The sequence below is a fragment of the Actinomadura sp. NBRC 104412 genome, from assembly GCF_030269515.1.
GTDB lineage: Bacteria > Actinomycetota > Actinomycetes > Streptosporangiales > Streptosporangiaceae > Spirillospora.
This window is the reverse complement of sequence record NZ_BSTM01000030.1, coordinates 65,949-85,269: the sequence shown is the minus strand read 5'-3', so window position 1 is coordinate 85,269 and position 19,321 is coordinate 65,949. Positions and strand designations below refer to the sequence as shown.

The following is a 19,321-nucleotide window of genomic DNA, read 5'->3' as shown; positions in this document are numbered from 1 at the left end:
TATAATCCCTACAGGCGGCATTCCAGTATCGGGATGCACAGCCCCGTCACGTTCGAAGGGCTCAACCTGCCCTCAGACACCGCCGAGTGACCTCATCGCAGGTATCCGTGCAACGGGGGGAACCTCACTCGGTGCTTGGCACGTTGCTCGGCTGGCGGGCCACCTTCTGGGCGGTCGGTGCTCTCTGCCTGCCTGCAGCTTTCGGCATCCTGAAGGCAATCCCAGCAGGACGTGACGAAGATGAGGCGACCGGCAGGCCGGCGTTGCGAGCGGAGCTCGCCCAGCTCACACAGCGGCGGTTGATTCTGGTGATGCTGCTCGGCGCGCTGGTGAACGCTGCAACCTTCGGAAGCTTCACCTTCCTCGCCCCCGTGGTGACCGACAGCGCCGGGCTGGGCGAGTTGTGGATCTCTGTCGCTCTGGTGCTCTTCGGCGCCGGTTCCTTCGTGGGCGTCACCGTCGCTGGCCAGTTGTCCGACCGGCGTCCCGGTCCGGTCATCGCAATCGGCGGCCCGTTGCTGCTCATCGGATGGCCGTCCCTGGCGATGCTGGCCGACGAGCCGGTCGCCCTGTTCATCCTCGTGTTCTTGCAGGGCGCCCTGTCGTTCGCGCTGGGCAGCACGCTGATTACGCGGGTCCTCTACGAGGCCGCAAGAGCGCCCACCATGGCCGGCTCGTATGCGACGGCGGCGCTCAACGTGGGCGCCGCCGTCGGCCCCGTCATCGCTGCGGCCACCCTCAACACCGAAGCCGGGGACCTTGGGCCGCTCTGGGCAAGCGGACTCCTCGTCGCGGTCGCGCTACTCATCGCTCTCCCTCTCCTCACCGCCATCACGGCCGGACGGAGCGCGAAGGTGCTCCGGTGACACAACGCGAACGTGCCCTTGAACATCGAGGGACGCCGAAGGCTCGTGGAGCGCTGCCGCACCCGTCCGATCGCGCACGTCGCCGCCGAGGCCGGTGTCTCCCGCGCCTGCCTGTCCAAGTGGAAGAACCGGTACGACACGCACGGCGAAGTCAGGCTGCAGGAGCGCCCAAGCGTCCCGCGATCCTTACCGTCCCACCCCGGATGTCGTCGAACGGATCGAGCGGTTGCGGCGGCACAACACGTGGTCCGCCCGCCGGATCACCCTCGAACTCAATGAAAAGGCCGCCACCACCGTGGCGTTCCTCTGTCGTGGAGGAGATGCGAGATGCTGGCCGATCGGTCGACCATCGACCGATTCAGCAACGACTTTTTGTCCGGGTGGCTTCGCAAGATTCAACAAGGCGGTAGTCCGGGATGACCTACTATCGTTCAGGCTGTGATTGATATGCCGAACTATTCGGCGCGCGAGGCGGGGGGAGTGGTGGGTATATTCATGGAGCCTGGTGCTCCCAAGGGGAGCGCCATCGATGACTTCGATATCCCAGCCCCTATCTTGAAAGCGATGGACCTATCTGCGTCATACTCCATCCGCTTGACGGTGCGGTTATCAAAATTCTGGAACAGCACCTAAGCCCACGATGCCGCAGGGTAGAGCCGACCGAGGCAGGAACGGCAAACAAGCCACCTCCTGCCTGGAGTGTCCACAAATGTTCACCGGATTGGGTAACACGCCAGTCCGGCTATGCCGATCAGTGGCGGTCCAAGAGGCGTTTGGGGTGCATGCCGTCGACCATGCCGACGAAAGGCGGATGGATGCTGTAGCCGAGCATTCGACGGATGTCTTCCGAGACCTCACGGACGACATCCTGGCTGGTGGAGAGGGTGAACGCCTCTTGCGTCCGCAGCCAGGGCTGACAGTACTGGGCGGTGGCGGCCAGGCGTGGCGCGGCGCTGAGGTTGGCGCCGCCGCCGTGCCAGAGGGTGCCTACGAACAACACACAGGAGCCAGCGGGCATGACAGCGGTCACGCGGGAGTCCGCATCGGTGGGGGTTCTGCCGTTCGGCCAGCGATGACTGCCGGGGATGAGGACGGTTGCGCCGTTGTCGGCGGTGAAGTCGTCAATCGCCCAGATGGTGGCTACCGACAGCTCCGGTCGGGGGCGGGGAACCGGATAGAAGCCGTCGTCGGGATGCAGCAGCTGGGCGTCCTCGCCGGGCAGGATGTTGATGACCTGCAACTGGGACAGCAGGTAGTTGGGCAGCAGCAACCGGTCGATCAGGGCTAGGACGCGAGGGTGGTCAACGAGGCGGTCCACGGCACGGGTCTTGTTGAGCACGCTGTAGATCCGCTGGGTGCGATGGCCCTCGAAGGCGTTGCGCCCTGTCCGGCCGAGCAGCGGTGTGAGTTCGGCGCGAAGTTCATCGCACTCCTCGCGACCGAGCAGGTCGGTCAGGATGACGTAGCCGTCGCGTTCAAGCGCGGCCAGGTCGGCTCGGACCTGCGCGGGCTCGACGCCGCGGTCGCCACCACCGGTGGCCCGGTGCGTGCGAGCGAGATCTTTGGTCAGATCCTCCAGGCTGTGAACTTCGGGGTTGGTGCTCTGCTCGGTCATGATGTCCTCCCGGAGGTGTTCGCGGCACCGACGGCACCGGCGACGAAGGCCCACAGCTCGGCGGCGACTCGTGAGCGGTCGGGGCGAGGGGTGCGGGTCAGGGCGACCGCGACGGCCGTGTGAACGCCGCCCAGGATCGCTGCCACGAGCAGCTCGGGGTCCCGGTCGGAGGGCAGATCGCCGTCGCGCTGTCCGCGTGCGATGTTGCGGGCACCCTGCTCGATGGCCTTGTGCAGACGCTGCGTCTCGATGCCCGCCTTCCCGGCGTCGCCGCCCTGCCGGCTGAGTACGACGGGGGCGAGCGGATCGTCGTACAGGTGGTCGACCCAGGCGGTGACCCGTGCCCGCTCCCTCTCGTACCAGGTGTCGCCGTCGAACTCCCGGTTGGTGACCGCCTCGTCCAGCCGGTCGTGGAAATCGGAGATGACAGCGCTCACCAGGCCGCTGCGGGTGCCGAAGTAGCGGTAGGGCAGGCCGACGCTCACCCCCGCACGCCGCGCCACGGCCGCCACCTCGATGTCGCCGGTCGCGGCCATCTCCTCGGTGGCCGCCTGAAGTATCCGCTGCCGCGCCGCCGAGCCCCGGGCGGACCATTGCCGTTCCATGGCAGCGATCGTAAGTTGAGCTCAACTCAATTGCAACCGGGCACGTGGCCACGGTCTGGCGACCGCCTGCCCGATGAGTCGTGTCAGGCTGCCTTGGGGCACAGGCCGCCCCAGCGTTGTTGACGTTGGCCTCGTGTGGCTCAGTCGCCGGTGGCGGCGACGCCGACCTTTACGGAGCTGCGGACGGGAACGACGGGGCGGTGCACCATCCCTGCGGGGACGGTGAGTGCCTGGCGAGGGGCGGCCCCAGCTCAACGGCGTCGGCGTGCTCCAGCTCGATGTGAAACCGTCCGTCCAGGACGAAGAAGCACTTGTCCTGCTCATCGTGCCTGTGCCAGTGGAACCGGCCCTGCCTGACTCCTAGCGCACCCACACGTCCCCGACCTGGATCAGGTTGAACCAGGGTTCGATCATCGCCTGGACGTCCATAATCTGCATGGCGGTGAACAGCGGCTCGTAGCCAATGGCGTAGTGGCCTCTGATGGGGGCCAGGCGGGGATTGGCCATGCGTCGATAGTCGTCCGTGGACAGGGCGATCGAACGGTCGAGCCGGGCGGCGTTGTAGAACAGCTTCGGCGACCCCAGCAGCGCCGGATCGGCGATGAGCTCCAATCTGGGGTGGTAGCTGAAGGGGAGGACCGTGCCGCTGGGGCTGCCGGCCAGTTCCTCGGCCTTGTCGCGGCCGGCGAAGGCGGCGTAGGTGGCCTCCAGGAGGTCCTTGACCGCCTCCAGGTCCAGGCGGGCGTCACCGGGCACCACGGCCGGCACGTACCGGGTCCGCCTCTTGCCGATCTTGACCATGCCATTGTGCGGCCTGGGCTACGTTGTGTCCGAGCAGGGAACTGACCACCTCGGTGCGTCCCTCGGGCGGCGTCCAGGTCCGCGATCAGCCGCTCATAGAGCCCCGCCCGCCGCCCGCCGGCGGTCGCGGTCGCGCTGTCCATCTCACCATTCAACGCTCAGCGACTCCCTGGCCTGTGCGATCCGGTCCGCGTCGCGCTGGTAGAAGACCCACTGCTTGATCCTCTTGCCGCGTACCAGCCCGGCTTGGGCCGGCACCCGCAGGTGCTCACCGCAGGTCGGCTGGCTCACCCCCAGCTTCCGTCACGGACCAGGTCGCCGTCGCGCCGCGGCGGGAGGTGCCGCTCCGGAAGCTCCGCGGCGGCGGGCGCGCCTCCCCCTGGCGTGAGCGGGCCGTCCAGCGGCCCGACCCGGTTGCGCCGGTCGGTTACCAGCCCGGCCAGCTTCGCCGCAGCTCCTTTTTGTCGATCTTCCCGACCGCCGTCACCGGCAACGACGGCACGAGGACGACCCGCTTGGGCCGCTTGTAGGAGGTCAGGACCTCGCGGGACGCCTCCTGGATCTCCTCGGCCGTCACGTCGGGCCGGTCGGGCACGACGAACGCGACGACGGCCTCGCCCCAGTCCGGGTGCGGGATCCCGGTGACGGCCGCCTCCCGCACGCCGGGGACCTGGGCCAACGCCCGCTCGACCTCGGTGGAGTACACGTTGAGGCCACCGGTGATGATCATGTCCTTCTTGCGGTCGACGAGGTACAGGTAGCCGTCCTCGTCGAGGTAGCCGAGGTCACCGGTGTGCAGCCAGCCATCGCTCAGGGCCTCGGCGGTCTCCGCCGCCAAGCCCAGGTAGCCGATCATCGTGTACGGCGAGCGGGCGACGACCTCCCCGACCTCGCCCGGCTTGCACGGCGCCCCGTCCTCCCCGCGCACCTCGACCTGCGCCATCACCACCGACTGGCCACAACTGGTGAGGCGGCGGACGTTCCCGCCGTCGAGACGGTGGTCGTCGCGGCGCAGCCGGGTCAGGAAGTTCGGCGCCTCCGACTGGGCGTACAACTGCATGAACACCGGCCCGAACATCCGCAGGCCCTGCTCAAGCCGTTCGCGGCTGATCGGCGCGGCGCCGTACAGGATCGTGCGCACCGAGCTGGTGTCGACGTCCCCGCGCGCGGCCACCGCGTCGATCAACCTGTAGATCATCGTGGGCACCAGGAACAGGTAGCTGACGCGGTCGCGAGAGATGCGGTCGAGGATCCCCTCGATGTCGAAGCCCGGCTCGACGAACACCGACGCCCCCTTGGACAGCGCGGCCTGCAACAGGAACCCGGCGCTGTGCGGCAGCGGCGAGGTCAGCAGCAGCACGTCCTCGGCGACCAGCTCCATCTCGATCAGGTGCGAGAGCAGGTTCGCCGCGATCCCCCGTTGGGTGTGCAGCACACCCTTCGGCCGTCCCGTCGTACCGCCCGTGTACATGATCAACGCCAGCGCGTCGGGCGGCACGGCCGGCTCGTCGGCGAGCGGCGCATGGTTCACCGCGGCGTCCCAGGACCCCGCGCCCGGCTCGCCGCCGCGGACCACGACGTGTGGGTCCACGCCGTTCTCGCGGGCGGCCTCGATCACGTCGAGGCGGTCCTGCTCGATGAGGCACACCCGGGCCTTGGAGTCGGCGAGGATGTAGGACTGCTCCTCGGTCGACAACATCATGTTCAGCGGGACCTTCGCCGCCCCGAGCAGCGCGATGGCGAGGTCGGCCACGACGTACTCGGCGCTGTTGCGCAGGATGAGCGCGACCGGGTCGCCCGGCCCGACGCCGAGGTCGTCGAGGTAACCCGCGACCGCCCGCGACGCGCGATCCAGGTCCGCGTACGTCCAGGTCTTGCCGTCCGCGACCACGGCGCGGCGCGATCCATGGCGCCGGATCGCGGCCGGCAGATAGTCCCGCAGGATGGGCTCACCGGTCACGTTCGTCCTGTCCTTCCAGTTCTCGTCCGGGGTAGGGGCTGCGGGCGACCCGCATGGCGAGGCCGAAGGCCCGGTAGAGGCCGGTCAGCCAGACGACTTCCTGGAGCCGGCGCCAGCTGAGGCGGTCGAGGGCGGCGTCGAACGCGGTGTCGTCGAGGTCGCCGTCATCGGCGAGGCGGCGGGCCACGCGGTGGACGGTGCGCAGCGGCTCACCGAGCCGGGGCTCCGCGCCGGAGCGGATGCTCTCGGCGGCCTCGGGGGCGAGGCCGGCCGCCAGCGCCACCGGGTGATGCCCGGCCCACATGAAACCGGCGTCCTCCGCGGCCGCGACGACCAGGATCACCAGCTCGCGTTCCAGGACCGTCAGGTCCGAGTCGCGGAAGCTGGACGCGGCCTCCAGCATGGCCGCGCCGACGCGCGGGCTCGCCGCCATCAGGTCGAACGGGCCGACCAGCCGTCCGGCGTCGTCGAACGGGCTCACGCCGAGCGACCCGCCGCCCCAGTCGGCCCGGATCCGGTCGACCAGGGCGCGCTGTGCGTCGTCAAGGTCGCCGGCCGTCGTCCAGGGGGCGCGGCCCAGCCGCGGCCGTCCGCCGGTCGCCGGGCTCATCGGTTGCCGAGGTAGGCCCTGCGCACGCTGTCGGACCGCAACAGCGCGGCGCCGGTGTCCTCCAGCACCACCTGTCCGTCGGCGATGACATAGCCGCGGTCCGACAGCTCGAGGGCCTTTTGCATGTTCTGCTCGGCGAGCAGCACCGTGACGCCGGCCTTGGTCACGCGCTCGATCGTGGCGAAGACCTCCTGCACGACGATGGGAGCAAGGCCGAGCGACGGCTCGTCGAGCACGAGCAGCGACGGCTTGGAGATCAGGGCGCGGCCGAGCGCGACCATCTGCTGCTCGCCGCCGGACAGGGTGCCCGCGAGCTGGCGCGGACGACGCCCCAGGACCGGGAACAGGTCGTACACCTCTCCCAGCGCGCCGCTCGCTCTGCGCCGGGCCGCCGGATGGTGCAGGCCGAGCAGCAGGTTGTCACGCACCGACATGTCCTTGAACAGCCGGCGTCCCTCCGGCACCAGGGCGATGCCGAGCGCGGGACGGTCGGTCGCGGGCCGCGCCGTGATGTCGGTCCCGTCGAACACGACGGTGCCGCCGCTGATGGGCTGCATGCCCATCAGCGCTTTGACGAGGGTGCTCTTGCCGGCGCCGTTCGAACCGACCAGGGAGACGACCGAGCCCCGCGTGACCCGCAGGTCGACCCCGCGCAGCGCCACCGCTTCGCCGTAGTTGACCTTGAGATCCCTGACCTCAAGCATCGACCTCTCCTCCCAGGTATGCGGCGACCACGGAGGACTCGGCCAGCACCTCCTCGGGACGGCCGCTGGCCAGGTTGCGCCCCTGGTTCAGCACGTACATGCGGTCGGCCAGGGCCGCGACCGCCTGCACGTTGTGCTCGATGTAGACGACGGCGACCCCGCTGTCGCGCAGCGACGAGATCAGCTTCATGCCCTCCTCGGTCTCCGACGGGTTCAGCCCGCCGAGGACCTCGTCGAGCAGGATCAGCTGCGGGTCCAGCGCCAGCGCCCGGGCGATCTCAAGGAACTTGCGCTCGTGGAGGTTCAGGACGTCGACGGGGCGATCGGCGTGGGTCGCCAGCCCCACCCGGTCGAGCACGCCACGGGCACGCTCCAGCGCCGCCGGCCTGGACATGCGGTCGCGGCCGAACATGCACGCGGTCGCCACGTTCTCGACGACGGTGAACGACCCGAGCGGCCGCGGGATCTGGAAGGTCCGGGCGATCCCCAGGTGAGCGCGTCGATGCGGCGAGGTCCGGGTGATGTCCCTGCCGCGGAAGCCGATCGTCCCGCCCGTCACCGGGAACGAGCCCGCGATGCTGCTCAGCAAGGTGGTCTTGCCCGAGCCGTTCGGCCCGACCAGGCCCACGATCTCGCCTTCCGACACTTCCAGGCTGACGCGGTCGAGGGCGGTCACCCCGCCGAACCGCTTGGTGACGTTCACGCAACGCAGCAGGGTCATCGTGCCCCTCCTTTGGCGCCGAGCGCCACGCCGGCGCGTGAGAGGAAGCCGGACACGCCGTGCGGCATCAGCGCGATCACGGCGACGAGGCTCAGCCCCACGACGATCTGCGCCATCTCCGGCGACCCCAGCCCGAGGAGCGCCTCCCGCAGCGTCACGACCAGCGCGGCGCCGATGACCGGGCCCCACCACCGGCCCATGCCGCCGAGAATCGCCATCATGATCACGAACAGCGGGATGTTGAGCGCGAAGACCGCGCCCACCTCGACGTAGCCGAGGAACACCGCCTGCGGAGCCCCGGCCAGCCCGGCCAGCGCACCGCTCACCACGAAGGAGACCACCTTGTACCGGTAGGTCGGCACGCCCAGCGACTCGGCGACCCCCTCGTCGTCGCGGATCGACCGCAGGGCCGTGCCCCACCGCGTGGTGGACGTCGCGACGGCCGCGACCGCGCACAGCCCGGCGAGCAGGGCGGCCACGATGAACAGATTCCGCGTGCTCGATCCGATCCAGGTCCCGGCGGTGTGCTCGCGGACGAACACGCCCGAGCCACCGTCAAGGAACGACACGTTCGACACCATCGTCATCACGATGAACGCCATCGCCAGCGTCACCAGGCCGAACAGGTCACCGGCGAACCGCGGCGAGGAGAACACCGCGAGCCCCACGACCAGGGCGAGCACGCCTCCGACCGCGCCCGCGGCGAGCAGCGGGACGACGAAGGGGACGTCGGTCGAGCGCAGCACCGCGGCGGCCGTGTAGGTGCCGAGGCCGAAGAACACGCCGTGGCCGAAGCTCGCATACCCCGAGTTGCCGGAGAACAGGTTCCAGCTCAGCGCCAGCGCGACCCAGATCAAGAACTGGTAGCCGAACGAGACCGCGAAGCCGGAACCGAACACGGCGACCAGGACGACAGCCGGCACACAGCCGGCCGCGATCAGCTCGTGCCGACGCAGCGACGGATCAAGCCAGCGATTCACGGGGGACTCCCGACGTCATGCGCTCCCGGAACAGGCGCGCGAGGGGTTGCAGGGCGAGGAAGGCGAACAGCAGGCCGAACGTCACCGCCGGCGACCACTCCGGCGGGAAGTACAGCGACCAGGCGTTCTGGATCATCCCCAGCACGATCGCCGCGATCAGCGCGCCCAGCGGCCGGCCGAGCCCGCCGAGCAGGACGGCGACGACCACGGTGCCGACCCAGTTCAGCGGCAGGCCGGGCGACAGCGGCATCTTCAGCGCCACCACCATGCCGGCGGCCGCGGCGCTCGCGGCGGCCAGCCCGGAGACGACCAGGGCGATGGGCAGGATCCGCACCCCGAGGGTCTCGGCGATCGGGGCGTCCTGACGCATCGCCTGGACCGCCCTGCCCCACCGGGTGCGGTGCAGGGCCAACGCCGACGCCCCGACCGTGATCACCGCGACCACGGCCGCGACGAGATCGATCGGCGACACCGACAGCGAGCCGACCCGGATGCTGCGGGTGAGCCCGTCCGACAACCAGGACCGCATGGACAACAGGTCCGGGCTCCAGATCAGCGACATGGCGCCCTCGGCGACGATGAACAGGGCGAACGTGATCAGCAGGCTGGTGAACGCCTGCGCCTTGATGACGTGGAGGAAGTACTGGACCACCACGCCGATCACGAAGAACGCCGGCATCGTCACCAGCAGCGTCAGGTACGGGCTCCAGAGCTGCGTGGTGAGCAGCGTGTAGGTCAGATAGGCGCCCAGCAGTGTGAGTGAGAGGTGGAAGAAGTCGGGGACACCGAGGTGGCCCCATTTCATCGTGATCCCCAGCGCGATGCTTCCGAACAGGCAGCCCATGAACAGCCCGTTCAGCAACGTCTGCACCAAGGCGAGCGTCGATACCGCCATGTGCGGTCCTTCCGGGTTGCGCGGGTGCGGCGGGTCCACGCGTCCCGCCGCACCCGCATGCTCGGGTGGGCGGAGTCGTCAGGGCTTGTACCGGATCTCGGCTCCCGCGACGTCCTTCGGCCAGACGAGGACGCGCTTGCCGTTCTGGATCTGCGCCACCCGGTTGATGTCGCCGCCGTAGTTGTTGTAGCCGTCGAACGACAGCTCGCCGACGATCGTGTCGACCTTGTTGTCGTTGAGCCAGTCGATGATCTTCTTGTTGTCGACGCCCACCTCGTTGACGGCGGTCAGCAGCACCTGCCAGGCGGCGAACCCGGTGGCGGCCTGCGTCTCGACCAGCGGGAAGAGCTTCTTCCTCTGGGCCGCTTCGGTGAAGCTCTTGGAGAAGTACCGTGCGATGTCGGTGTCACCGAGCGGCGCGTGGTTCTCGTAGATCGAGGAGAGCATCATCCCCTCGGCCCGGTCGCCGAGGCCCGCGATCGAGGCGGGTGACGGCAGGGCGGCGTAGACGGTCTTCGGCGTGAACCCGATCGCGTCGAACGCCTGGTAGATGTTCGTCACGTCCGCGCCGAGCGAACCGAGGTAGACGAGGTCGGGGTTCCGGCCCGAGATCCGGGTGGCGATGGAGCTGAAGTCCGTCGTGCCCATCTCGTACTGGACGTTTCCGACGACCTCGACGCCTTCGGCCTTGAGCGCCTTCTCGAGCGAGGCGGTGTAGCTGAGGGTGGTCGGGAACTTGGCCGCCGCGAAGAACACCGACTTCGGCGGGTTGCCGGTGGACTTCAGCGCGTCCACCAGCGTCTTCGCCTGCGCGTCGAACATCTTCGACGGCTCGGAGACACCGCCGCCGATCTGCCACGTCGGGAAGTGGTTCTCCCCGATGAGCTTGTCGGGCGCGCCGTTGGTCGCGGTCGGGTACGCGTAGCCGGCCTTGGTGACCGGGCCGGCGCCGGCGAGCGTCGCCGCGCCGCCGTAGGGACCCATGACGAGGTCGACCCTGTCGCCGATGAGCCGCGTGTAGTTGGAGGTGACCTGGGCCGGGGTCGACTGGTCGTCGAGCACCTTCCATTCGATCGGTCGGCCTTTGATGCCGCCGCACCTGCCGACCCATTCGGCCACGATGTCCCCGACCGTCCGGTGGACGAGCGCGGTCGGCGCCAGCGCGCCCGTGAGGCTCAGGGACGCGCCCACCACGATGGGCTCTCCGGTCGGCCGGCTGCCCTCCTTGCACTCCATGCCTTCGATGGGGGCGACGAGCCTGGCGTCGGAGGGCGCGGCCGTCGCGCCGCCGCTCTGTGCGGGATCCTTGACGCCGCCGCATGCGGCCAACGCCATCACGGCGGCCGTGATCGCGGCGATCCCCGTACCGCGTCTTAGGGGGAGAAGCATGGTCGGGCCCCTGTTCAGTTGTTGAGGAAAGCGACAACCCGGCAGGGCGAGGCGCTGGTCCTGGGCAGCTTGATCGGGAAGAAGCCGACGTGGAATCCGGTGAGCGGCAGGGCGCCGAGGTTGTCGAGCTGCTGGATGATGAACGCTTCCTTGTCGATGATGGCGCGGTGCCCGTCCCACATCTCCTTCGGATCGCCGGTCGCCTTGTAGGCGTCCTTCATGACGGGGAACGGGCGGTCCCACGCCAGCGCGTCGGTGCCGAGGATGGTGGCTCCAAGGCCGGTCAGGTACCGGGTGCCGTCGCCGCTCATGCCCGGGTAGTTGAAGAACTCGGGGTCCTTCGGCTGGTAGCGCTCCTGGCCGGTGCGCAGCAGCACCGCGTCGCCCTGCTGGACCTCGCGGCCCGTCGCTTGGATCGCCTTCTCCAGCGCGTCGATCGGGATGGCTCTGCCGGGCTCGGCCCAGGGCCGCACGTCGAGCACCATTCCGGGCCGGTACAGCTCCGACAGGTCGATGTCACTGATGGTGCGCGCCGGCTTCCCCTCGATGACGCTGGCGCTGTGCAGCGGCGCGTCCACGTGGGTGCCGCAGTGGGTGTTCATCTCCGTGAGCCAGTCCTCGCCCCAGCCTTCCCTGTTGGGCAGGTCCTCGGGAGGGCACTCGAAGATCTCGATCATCCGGTCCCTGCCCTCGCCGCCGGGGTGCAGGTATTTGATCTTCGGCGCGAGTATGGTGTTCAGCGACTTGTACGCCTCGGGGACAAGGTCGCGGTTGGCCGGGTCGAGCGTCCGGGACAGGTCGACGAGCTTGGTCATGGCTGGGTTCCCTTTCTGACCTCGGTTGCGGGGGGTTCAGTACGGGAGCTGGACGCGGTTGCGCAGGACGCCGATGCCGGAAACCTCCAGCTCGACCTCGTCGCCGTCCTTCAGCTCCTTGCCGATCTCGACCGGGCTGCCGCTCAGGACGGTGCCCGTGCCGAGGACCTCGCCGGCGTAGATGGTGCGGCCGAGACTGAAGTGCGCGATGGCGTCCTCGAAGGAGTGGTGCATCGTCGAGCTGGACCCGTGTGACCACACCTCGCCGTTGACCCGGGCGGTCAGCTCCAGGTCGTAGGGCGAGCCGAGCTCGTCCGCGGTGACGATGCACGGGCCGAGGGTGTTGGAGCCGTCGAAGTCCTTGCCGCGCGACGGGCCGAGCTGCGAGGCCATCACGGTCGATTGCAGGTCCCGGCAGCTCCAGTCATTGAAGATCGTGTAACCGAGAATCGCGTCAATGGCGTCCTCCGCGCTGATATCCCGGCCGGTCCGGCCGATCACGGCGGCGAACTCCAGCTCGTAGTCGAGTTGACGCGTTTCCTGCGGGACGACGATGACGTCCCCCGGCCCACTGATCGCGGTGTGGTCGGCGTTGTAGTAGATGACCTGTCCCTCGAACACCTTGGGCATGTCGTACTTGCCCGTCGCCACCAGCCGCTCGTACTCGGCCTCGGGGTCGTCCGCGGCAGCGGCGAGCTTGCGGGCCAGGCCGCGGAACGCGGGTTGCAGGTGCTCGATGAACAGCGAGCAGTCACGCAGGCGCACGGGGTTGGGCAGCGGAGCCTTCAGCGTGACGGCGTCGAGGTCGTAGGCGGCGTCCACCGGGTGAAGCTCAAGCATCTCGGCCGCGTCGGACAGGGCCGGCCGGCCGCCGCGGATGAGCTCAAGCATCGAGGCGAAACGCGGGTCGCCTTTCGACGCGTCAGTCAGGCTGATGGCGGTCTTGCCCGTGCCGTCGATCGCGCCGACGTGGGTCCGGTTGTCAGCCGTGAACGTGATGAGCTTCATGACGTCCCTCTCGTCGGTGGGGTTCCACCGTGGCGAGAGTGACCCTCATCACCCCAGGTCTTGGCGCGCCATCAATTCACAGTGCCTTTGTCACGCCATGACATCCTCGTCGTCCTGCGTCAACACGTGCGTGAGTGCGTGCATCCGCAACGCGGTCTCAAGCCGGAAGCGGTCCTCGACGTCGCGGACGTCCACACCGAGCAGCTCTTCGATCCGCGCGATGCGGTTGCGCACGGTGTTGTAGTGGACGTGCAGGGCCGCGGCCGTGGCGGGAAGATGCCGGTCGTTGCTCAGGTAGACGCGCAGCGTTTCCACCAGGTCGGTCCCGCGGGTCTCGTCCGCGTCGAGCAGTGGGCCGAGCGTGTCCCGGACCATCGTGCGCAGATGTTCGAGCGGGACGCTCGCCAGGGGGATGATCCCGAGGTCACGGGCGGTCAGCACCGCGGACTTGCCCGTCCCGCGCAGCCCGAGCTCGCAGGCCGCCCGCGCCTGGTCGTAGGAGATCGCGTAGTCGCCGAGGTCCCGGCAGGACCGGCCCACGCCGGCGACCAGGTCGCGATACGGCCCGCGCACCAGCAGCGATTCCAGGCAGCACCGGACGTCCGTGTCGGGGTCGGTGATGTCCACCACCGCGACCAGCCGGCCCGAACGCACCCCGGTCGTGCAGCGCGGGAAGGCGCCCTCGATCGCGGTGGCGATGGGCGAGTCGGGTCCGATCTCGCCGCGCTTCCTGCCGATCACGACGACCTGGCCTTCCTCGGCGGAGAACCCCATCGTGAGCAGCCGCTGCCGGAACGAGCCGGGGTCGGCGATGCGTCCGGTCAGGAGCTGGTCGAGCATCTCCCCGCGGAGCTGCTCGACGGTCCGTTCGTGCTCCCGCAGGCGAAGGAACTGCAAGCGGAACAGAGCGGTCGCGAGCTCGACGGTCGCGGCGTCGACCTCGTCAAGGTCCGCGACGTCGACGACCGAGACGGTCAGGCCGTCGGTGCCCTGAAGCTCACGCCTCCAGACCACCCTGGGATTGCCGTCGCCGACGGCTCCCGCCGAGCGGAGCAGCTTGCCTTCGCGGTTGCGCAGCTCCACCAGCCCGCCCACCTTGAGGGCCAGCAGGTCCAGCGCCACGGCCGCGTCCCCCTGCGCGGCGAGACTGCCCGCAAGCGCGGCGCATTCGCGCTGCGCGCCGAGCGTCCGCCGGTACTTGCGTTCAACCTCACTGGCCCGCTGCTCGCGCCGGCCGTCCACGTCGAGCTGCCGCAACCGGATCGCCAGGTCCCGGCCGATCTGGTCGAGCACCACCTGCTCCTCTTCGGACCACGGGTAGGGGCGCCGCTGGGCGCCGTACAGGACCCCGAGCGCCTGGTCGCCCATCAGGAGCGGGACCACGAGCGTCGCCTGGATCCCCTCGTTGTCGATCAGCCGCTTCATCAGGGGAACGCGGCGCGAGTCGTGCCGGTAGTCGCGGCTCATGTACGGCCTGCGCTCCGCGGCCACCTTGCCGCCGATCCCCTCCCCGACCTTCAGCCGCCACGCCGACCGCATCTCGGCCGAGATCAGGCCGCAGTGCGCCCCCATCACCAGGTAGTCGCCCTCGACCAGCCCGGCCCAGGACACGGCGCAGCCGAGCGCCTCCACGACGTGGTCCACGGCGATCTGGAGGGCCTGCGTCGTGTCGTTCGCCGCCAGGAGCCGGCGCAGGAAGGCGGCGTCGGTTTCCTGCGGTGTATCAGGGACAAGCGACAGAGCAGTCATGAGCCACTCCTGATATCGATTGAGCTTGGAGTTGGCCGTGTGGCATCGAGTGCCGGGGCCTGGCACGGTCGCGGCGCTGAATCGATTGCCCGGTTCGGGATCATTGGTTGTCTCCGCTGACCGTGAGGTGCTGCGGGGGGTGTTTTCGCAGCTCACCACAGATCCGGCGGGGAATCCAGACCCTGGACCCGCTACATTGGCCACCACATTCGCTGACTTTTCGGCTGACCCCTATGTGCTCGGCGTTCAGGCCCCGGGACCGGCAGCCGATCGGGGCTGCGCGGTCACCCTGCGTGCTCACCGAAGGGAAGTGCCGACCTCCGCCCGTCCTGTGCCGCGCTGGTGCCCAGCCTGCTCGCCGGGTCAGGAGGACGCCGATCTGCGGCCGTAGGCTGCCGGGCGGGTTCGGCGTGATGCGCTCCACCGCGCATCGCCGGTGCACCGGCTGGACCCGTACGGGGCTGTGGCCGCGGCCGCACCAGGCGGCGCTGGACGAGCTGGGCGGGTGCGGGATGCTCGATGGGAGCGCCGGGGATCGTGGACGCCGCCGCCGTCTGAGCGGGAAAGGGGGATCGCTGACCGGGGCCGATCCGGTCGATCGGGCCAGGATGGGCAGCAGGATCCACGTGCTGTCCGAGGCAGAAGGGCTGCCGCCGGTGGTGGGTGTCCGGGCCGCCGGCACCGCCGACACCGCCGGCATCCCGGTGTTCAAGCCGCTGTTGCTGGCCATCCCGCCGATCCGTTCCCGCCGCGGGCCACGCCGCCGGCGCCCCGGCAAGGCCCGCGCCGGCAAGGCCAGGACTCCGCCGGCCTGCGGCAATGGCTGCGCCGGCGCGGTGTCGTCCCGCGCATCGCCTGCCGTGGCATCGAGTCCGGCCGGCGCCTGTGGGACGGCACCGGTGTGTGCGATCGAGTGCACCATCGCCTGGCTGCTGTGCTACCGCCGTCTGGGCGTTGGCCGGGAGCGTCACGGGCACCTGTTTGCCGCCTTCCTCACCCTGGCCGCCGCCCTGATCCGCTTCAAGAAGCGGACTCACATCACCACGTAGGACGCGCTCTTAATGGCGAGATCACGCCGCATTAGCGGGTGCACGGTGGTCCCTGTGCTTCGCTGGACGCGCCCTGGTCGTACGCCCCGCACACCAGGACGGTCTTTGGGCCGCTTCCGAGCTGGCGGAGCAGGACAAGGGTCTTGTCAACGGGCGCGGCATTGCTGTTCCCGTCGTATGAAACGAATCCGGTGGCGCCGTTGAAGGTGATGCCTCCGCCGAGGGCGACGAGAACGGACTCGCGGGACACGGTACCGGCCTGCCGGTGGGCCTGGTCGACGGCTTGGGAGAGAACGTGGAAGGCGTCATAGGAGACGGCGGAGTGGCCGTCCTGGATCCAAGGGTCGATGCCCTTCGTCGTGCGTTTCACAAATGCGGTGTAATCATCCACGAACTGCTTTGTTTGGTCGCTGGCGTTCACATCTGTAGCGGGAAGCCGGTGAGCGGAGTAGTAAAGCCGCAACCAGTGCTTGTTGTTGAATGCGCCTGTCTGGGCGACGTTGGTGAGTTCGTTGCCGCCGAGAACGGTGATGTCGTCATCGATGCAGGTGCCTTGGGTCTGCATGGCGTTGATGAAGGCAGTGAAGTCACGGGCTCGCGCAGACCAGTACACGATGGACCCCGGCTTCGCCTTCAGCTGCCGGCATAGCTGGCTTGCCAGTTCGTCCGCGCTGCTCATGTTGGTCGCGCCGGAGGGTGACGGGGGGTCGAAGTCGCCCTCCTGGTTGAAGTTGAACACCTGGGAGGTACCCTGGAATTCGGCGCGGAACTTGTCCGCCAGGCTGCGGCTGTAAAGGTCGGTGGAGCTTTCGATGACGAGGGCGTGGCGGGCAGGGGAGCAGTCCCCCTTGGAGTTGGGGATGGCCACGATGTTCCGAGTGCCCGCGAAGTTCGCCGCGATACTCGCCTCGGTCGAGTTGGTCGGGGTAAAGGGCCAGTAGCTGCGGTTCGCGTTGCCGGTCAGCATCTCATCAGCGGTCGCCGTAGTACCGATTGTGGGAATCTTCGCGTCGCCGAGAACCCGAAGCGCGGCCTGGGTCTCGTCCCGGCTTTGCGCGTATCCGAGGACGCCGACGACCCTGGTGTAATCCTCGATGTTCTTGGCGGTGCCCTCGTCCGCCACCCGCTTCGCGAGCTTCCTCGCCTCGGCTTCGGCGTTCTGGAACGCCTGCCCGGTGGGCCAGACCTCGACTCGGAGCCTTACGGCCGAGTCGTTGGATACGGCGTCGTCGAGCAGCTTTCGCTGCCACATCGCGATACCGCGCAACTCGGGGATCATTCCGTCGAAACGCGACTCGTTCTCGTCCGTCGGCACGCTGGACACGAACGCCACTACAGTCCGTACCGTTCTGCCCTCGACGGCGGCCTGCTCAGCCCGCTTGTTCTGCTTGTCGATCTCCCGTATAGCCGCGTCGTACCAGGCTTTGGAATGGACCGGGACGGGGTCGGCACGCGCGGACTCTGCGACGGAATCGACGCCGCCAATGCAATCGTGGTCGTCGAAAGCCTGAACGATGCCCAGGCTTGTGCCCGCCATGACCAGGACGGTCACACCAGCCATGATCGCCGTGGGCACCATCCGGCTGAACCTGAACGTCCTCGGGTTGACCCTGGGCAGTTGGAGTCGTGGCTTGGCCATGGCGTCGTCGCTGAAGGCCACCAGAACCGGCGGCCCGGCCTGATCGCTCAGGCGAATGCTCGCCTGTGTGAACGTGAGTTGCTCGGGATCACCAAGATCCGCCAGCAGATGTTCGGACGGCTGCCCGACCGCCACGACGAGCGGACCCGGCCCCTTGGCCGTGGGCGTTTGATGCACCGAGCGCAGGAAACGTTCGGCCGCACGGCTGCCCCGTGCGGCCGGTGGCGGCAGTTCCACAAGCAGAACGGGACGCGCGGTCCTGCGCCGTCGTCCAGGTAGGAGCCGGCCGATCACCGGGCTGCGCAGGTCCTCCAGAAGGGCGCGCCACAGCAGCCGATCGAGCTGCTGAAGAGCCTCCTCGTGATTCGGGTCGTTCCCCAGCTGCGTGCTCCACAGGGCACCCCCGTTGTTCATCGCCCGAAAAAGGTCCCGGCCACCCCCGGCGGTATTCTCCGCGCCCAGCCAGTCCCGCATCACCTTGCGCGACGTCCAGGCGGCCCACACCCGCCTGGGCATTCGCTGTACCAACGGACGCCAGACCAGTTTCATCAGGAAACCCCAAAGCCAGCCTCCGTCAGGACCCGCCACCTGGGTGAAGCCCAACAGGCCGCCGCGCTTGGCGCGCTGCTCACTGGCGTGCAGCCGAAGCTCCCGCGTCTGCGGCCCCGCTCTCCATGCGCGGGGATTCTGCCGGATGTAGGTGATGAGGTCCCGCATGACAAGGAAGTTCGGGTAGCGATCAGGCGTCATATTCTCTGGCGCGCCGGTCCTCAGCTGGGCTCCGGCGATCTCGGAGAGCAGCGTCGAATCGTCCTCGGCGGCCAGACGGGCGAGCGGCACGAGCTTGCCATTGCCGAAGAGCGACCTGTAGAGAGCCTCGATGACCTCATCTATGCCAGACGTGCCCGCGGTCTCCGGCACTCGCAGGATGAAGAGCGGCGGGCTGGTTCCCAGACTCGCCCGGTTCGAGTACTCGGGCGCCACCACAGCTGGAAAGCCAAGGACGAAGGCCGAGGCCCGGTCGTCAGGAAACCCCATCAAAGACTCCCTGGAGGATAGGATTCTGGGGACGGTAGCCTAAACCGCTCGCAGTGATATACAACTGGTTATGGACGAAAATCATATTTCGAGATCGAGGTCTGCTCAACGGAAGTGAACCGGCGGCCTGGGGCGATCCAGGCATTGAGCAACATCTCGGATGACTCAGGGCGTTGTGCCGTTGAGCCCTGGAAGCCGCAAAGCCCCCGGTAGGACAGGTCTCACCACAAGATCGTCCACAACACCAGAGACTTGGCGTTGGTCCTCCATATTGCCATGCTCGACATCCCACGTCCGGTGATCGAGTACCTCCCCCCGTCTACTGACAGCGCACCGTCGCTGGATCCGCACCCCCCAAGGCTTCAGAAGCTAGTTCCGGCCCGCGACGCGGGGATCTTCCAGGTCACCGGCTTCGTCCTCTCCTGGCTGCGTCTCGGAATGGATCGGAGTGCGGACTCCTGTTGGTCCAGAGGCCGTAGGCGGCTGGGAGAAGCCCACGGCAAAAGCTTGCAGCCTGGACGGCCGCGATCGCAGCGGCGGACGGGTCGACCTCGGTGAACAGCGCGGGACTACCGAGCGGGCTGTCGCAGAAGAACGTGTCGGCGGCGTGGACTTGCGTGGGCAGGGCGTCGGCACGTGAGCGCTACGGCCTGGCCGGAACGGCCGTAAGGTAGCCGAGTTCGGCCTGCTCCACCGTGGCCAGCTCCTCTTGGACTTCGGCGACGATCCGCGCCGTCAAGGCGGGATCGCTTGTGGAGCGCAGGTCGCAGGCGTGTCCAGGCCAGAGGTGCCGCCCATGATGATCGCGGCTTGGCCGGACAAGGTCGACCCCGGCGATGACCTCGGCCACAGTCGACACGGCGGTGACTTTGAAGTT

17 protein-coding genes and 2 pseudogenes are annotated in these 19,321 nt (G+C 68.6%); 3 read left to right on the top strand and 16 right to left on the bottom strand.

What is annotated here, in order from left to right:
* Positions 1 to 122: 122 nt before the first annotated feature.
* Positions 123 to 866 (top strand): annotated as a pseudogene (locus QSK21_RS29195) (MFS transporter); the annotation flags it as partial.
* 12 nt (positions 867 to 878) lie between these two features.
* Positions 879 to 1,140, top strand: a pseudogene (locus QSK21_RS29190) (helix-turn-helix domain-containing protein); the annotation flags it as partial.
* 477 nt (positions 1,141 to 1,617) lie between these two features.
* Here the strand turns inward: QSK21_RS29190 and QSK21_RS29185 are convergent.
* The 14 genes from QSK21_RS29185 to QSK21_RS29120 form a co-directional block, all read right to left on the bottom strand.
* A complete protein-coding gene (locus tag QSK21_RS29185; RefSeq protein ID WP_285700583.1) occupies positions 1,618 to 2,481 on the bottom strand; it encodes a phytanoyl-CoA dioxygenase family protein in 864 nt (287 codons plus the stop codon).
* Positions 2,478 to 3,086, bottom strand: a complete 609-nt coding sequence (locus QSK21_RS29180; RefSeq protein WP_285700582.1) for a TetR/AcrR family transcriptional regulator — start codon at positions 3,084 to 3,086, stop codon at positions 2,478 to 2,480. The genes QSK21_RS29185 and QSK21_RS29180 overlap by 4 nt, the downstream gene beginning before the upstream one ends.
* Positions 3,087 to 3,446: 360 nt before the next feature.
* Positions 3,447 to 3,887, bottom strand: a complete 441-nt coding sequence (locus tag QSK21_RS29175) for a YbaK/EbsC family protein (protein WP_285700581.1) — start codon at positions 3,885 to 3,887, stop codon at positions 3,447 to 3,449.
* 144 nt (positions 3,888 to 4,031) lie between these two features.
* Complete coding sequence (locus QSK21_RS29170; RefSeq protein ID WP_285700579.1) at positions 4,032 to 4,178, bottom strand: ArsR/SmtB family transcription factor; 147 nt, start codon at positions 4,176 to 4,178, stop codon at positions 4,032 to 4,034.
* A 136-nt stretch (positions 4,179 to 4,314) separates the two neighbouring features.
* Positions 4,315 to 5,847 (bottom strand): class I adenylate-forming enzyme family protein, encoded by a 1,533-nt coding sequence (locus tag QSK21_RS29165; RefSeq protein ID WP_285700578.1) that lies wholly within the window; start codon positions 5,845 to 5,847, stop codon positions 4,315 to 4,317.
* Positions 5,837 to 6,457 carry a carboxymuconolactone decarboxylase family protein gene (locus tag QSK21_RS29160; protein ID WP_285700577.1) on the bottom strand — a complete coding sequence of 207 codons (621 nt, stop codon included), beginning with the start codon at positions 6,455 to 6,457 and terminating at the stop codon, positions 5,837 to 5,839. Before QSK21_RS29160 ends, QSK21_RS29165 begins: the two co-directional genes overlap by 11 nt.
* Positions 6,454 to 7,161 (bottom strand): ABC transporter ATP-binding protein, encoded by a 708-nt coding sequence (locus QSK21_RS29155; RefSeq protein ID WP_285700576.1) that lies wholly within the window; start codon positions 7,159 to 7,161, stop codon positions 6,454 to 6,456. The genes QSK21_RS29160 and QSK21_RS29155 overlap by 4 nt, the downstream gene beginning before the upstream one ends.
* Positions 7,154 to 7,882 (bottom strand): ABC transporter ATP-binding protein, encoded by a 729-nt coding sequence (locus tag QSK21_RS29150; protein ID WP_285700575.1) that lies wholly within the window; start codon positions 7,880 to 7,882, stop codon positions 7,154 to 7,156. The genes QSK21_RS29155 and QSK21_RS29150 overlap by 8 nt, the downstream gene beginning before the upstream one ends.
* On the bottom strand, positions 7,879 to 8,862 hold the full coding sequence (locus QSK21_RS29145) for a branched-chain amino acid ABC transporter permease (RefSeq protein WP_285700573.1): 984 nt from the start codon (positions 8,860 to 8,862) through the stop codon (positions 7,879 to 7,881). Before QSK21_RS29145 ends, QSK21_RS29150 begins: the two co-directional genes overlap by 4 nt.
* Positions 8,846 to 9,757, bottom strand: a complete 912-nt coding sequence (locus QSK21_RS29140) for a branched-chain amino acid ABC transporter permease (protein WP_285700571.1) — start codon at positions 9,755 to 9,757, stop codon at positions 8,846 to 8,848. Before QSK21_RS29140 ends, QSK21_RS29145 begins: the two co-directional genes overlap by 17 nt.
* 78 nt (positions 9,758 to 9,835) lie before the next feature.
* Positions 9,836 to 11,146 carry an ABC transporter substrate-binding protein gene (locus QSK21_RS29135; protein ID WP_285700570.1) on the bottom strand — a complete coding sequence of 437 codons (1,311 nt, stop codon included), beginning with the start codon at positions 11,144 to 11,146 and terminating at the stop codon, positions 9,836 to 9,838.
* A gap of 14 nt (positions 11,147 to 11,160) precedes the next feature.
* On the bottom strand, positions 11,161 to 11,961 hold the full coding sequence (locus tag QSK21_RS29130) for a cyclase family protein (protein ID WP_285700569.1): 801 nt from the start codon (positions 11,959 to 11,961) through the stop codon (positions 11,161 to 11,163).
* 36 nt (positions 11,962 to 11,997) lie between these two features.
* Positions 11,998 to 12,969: a fumarylacetoacetate hydrolase family protein gene (locus tag QSK21_RS29125; protein WP_285700568.1), complete on the bottom strand. Its 972-nt coding sequence runs from the start codon at positions 12,967 to 12,969 to the stop codon at positions 11,998 to 12,000.
* Between the two features lie 90 nt (positions 12,970 to 13,059).
* The gene (locus tag QSK21_RS29120) at positions 13,060 to 14,718 is read right to left on the bottom strand and encodes a helix-turn-helix domain-containing protein (protein WP_285700566.1); all 1,659 of its coding nucleotides are present in this window, start codon (positions 14,716 to 14,718) and stop codon (positions 13,060 to 13,062) included.
* A 413-nt stretch (positions 14,719 to 15,131) separates the two neighbouring features.
* Here QSK21_RS29120 and QSK21_RS29115 point away from each other — a divergent pair, with 413 nt between their 5' ends.
* Positions 15,132 to 15,767 (top strand): hypothetical protein, encoded by a 636-nt coding sequence (locus tag QSK21_RS29115; protein ID WP_285700564.1) that lies wholly within the window; start codon positions 15,132 to 15,134, stop codon positions 15,765 to 15,767.
* Between the two features lie 31 nt (positions 15,768 to 15,798).
* Here QSK21_RS29115 and QSK21_RS29110 read toward each other — a convergent pair whose 3' ends face one another.
* Positions 15,799 to 18,444, bottom strand: a complete 2,646-nt coding sequence (locus QSK21_RS29110) for a type 1 periplasmic-binding domain-containing protein (protein ID WP_285700562.1) — start codon at positions 18,442 to 18,444, stop codon at positions 15,799 to 15,801.
* A 643-nt stretch (positions 18,445 to 19,087) separates the two neighbouring features.
* Positions 19,088 to 19,303, bottom strand: coding sequence for a hypothetical protein (locus QSK21_RS29105; RefSeq protein ID WP_285700561.1), 216 nt, complete (start codon positions 19,301 to 19,303; stop codon positions 19,088 to 19,090).
* Positions 19,304 to 19,321 lie beyond the last annotated feature (18 nt).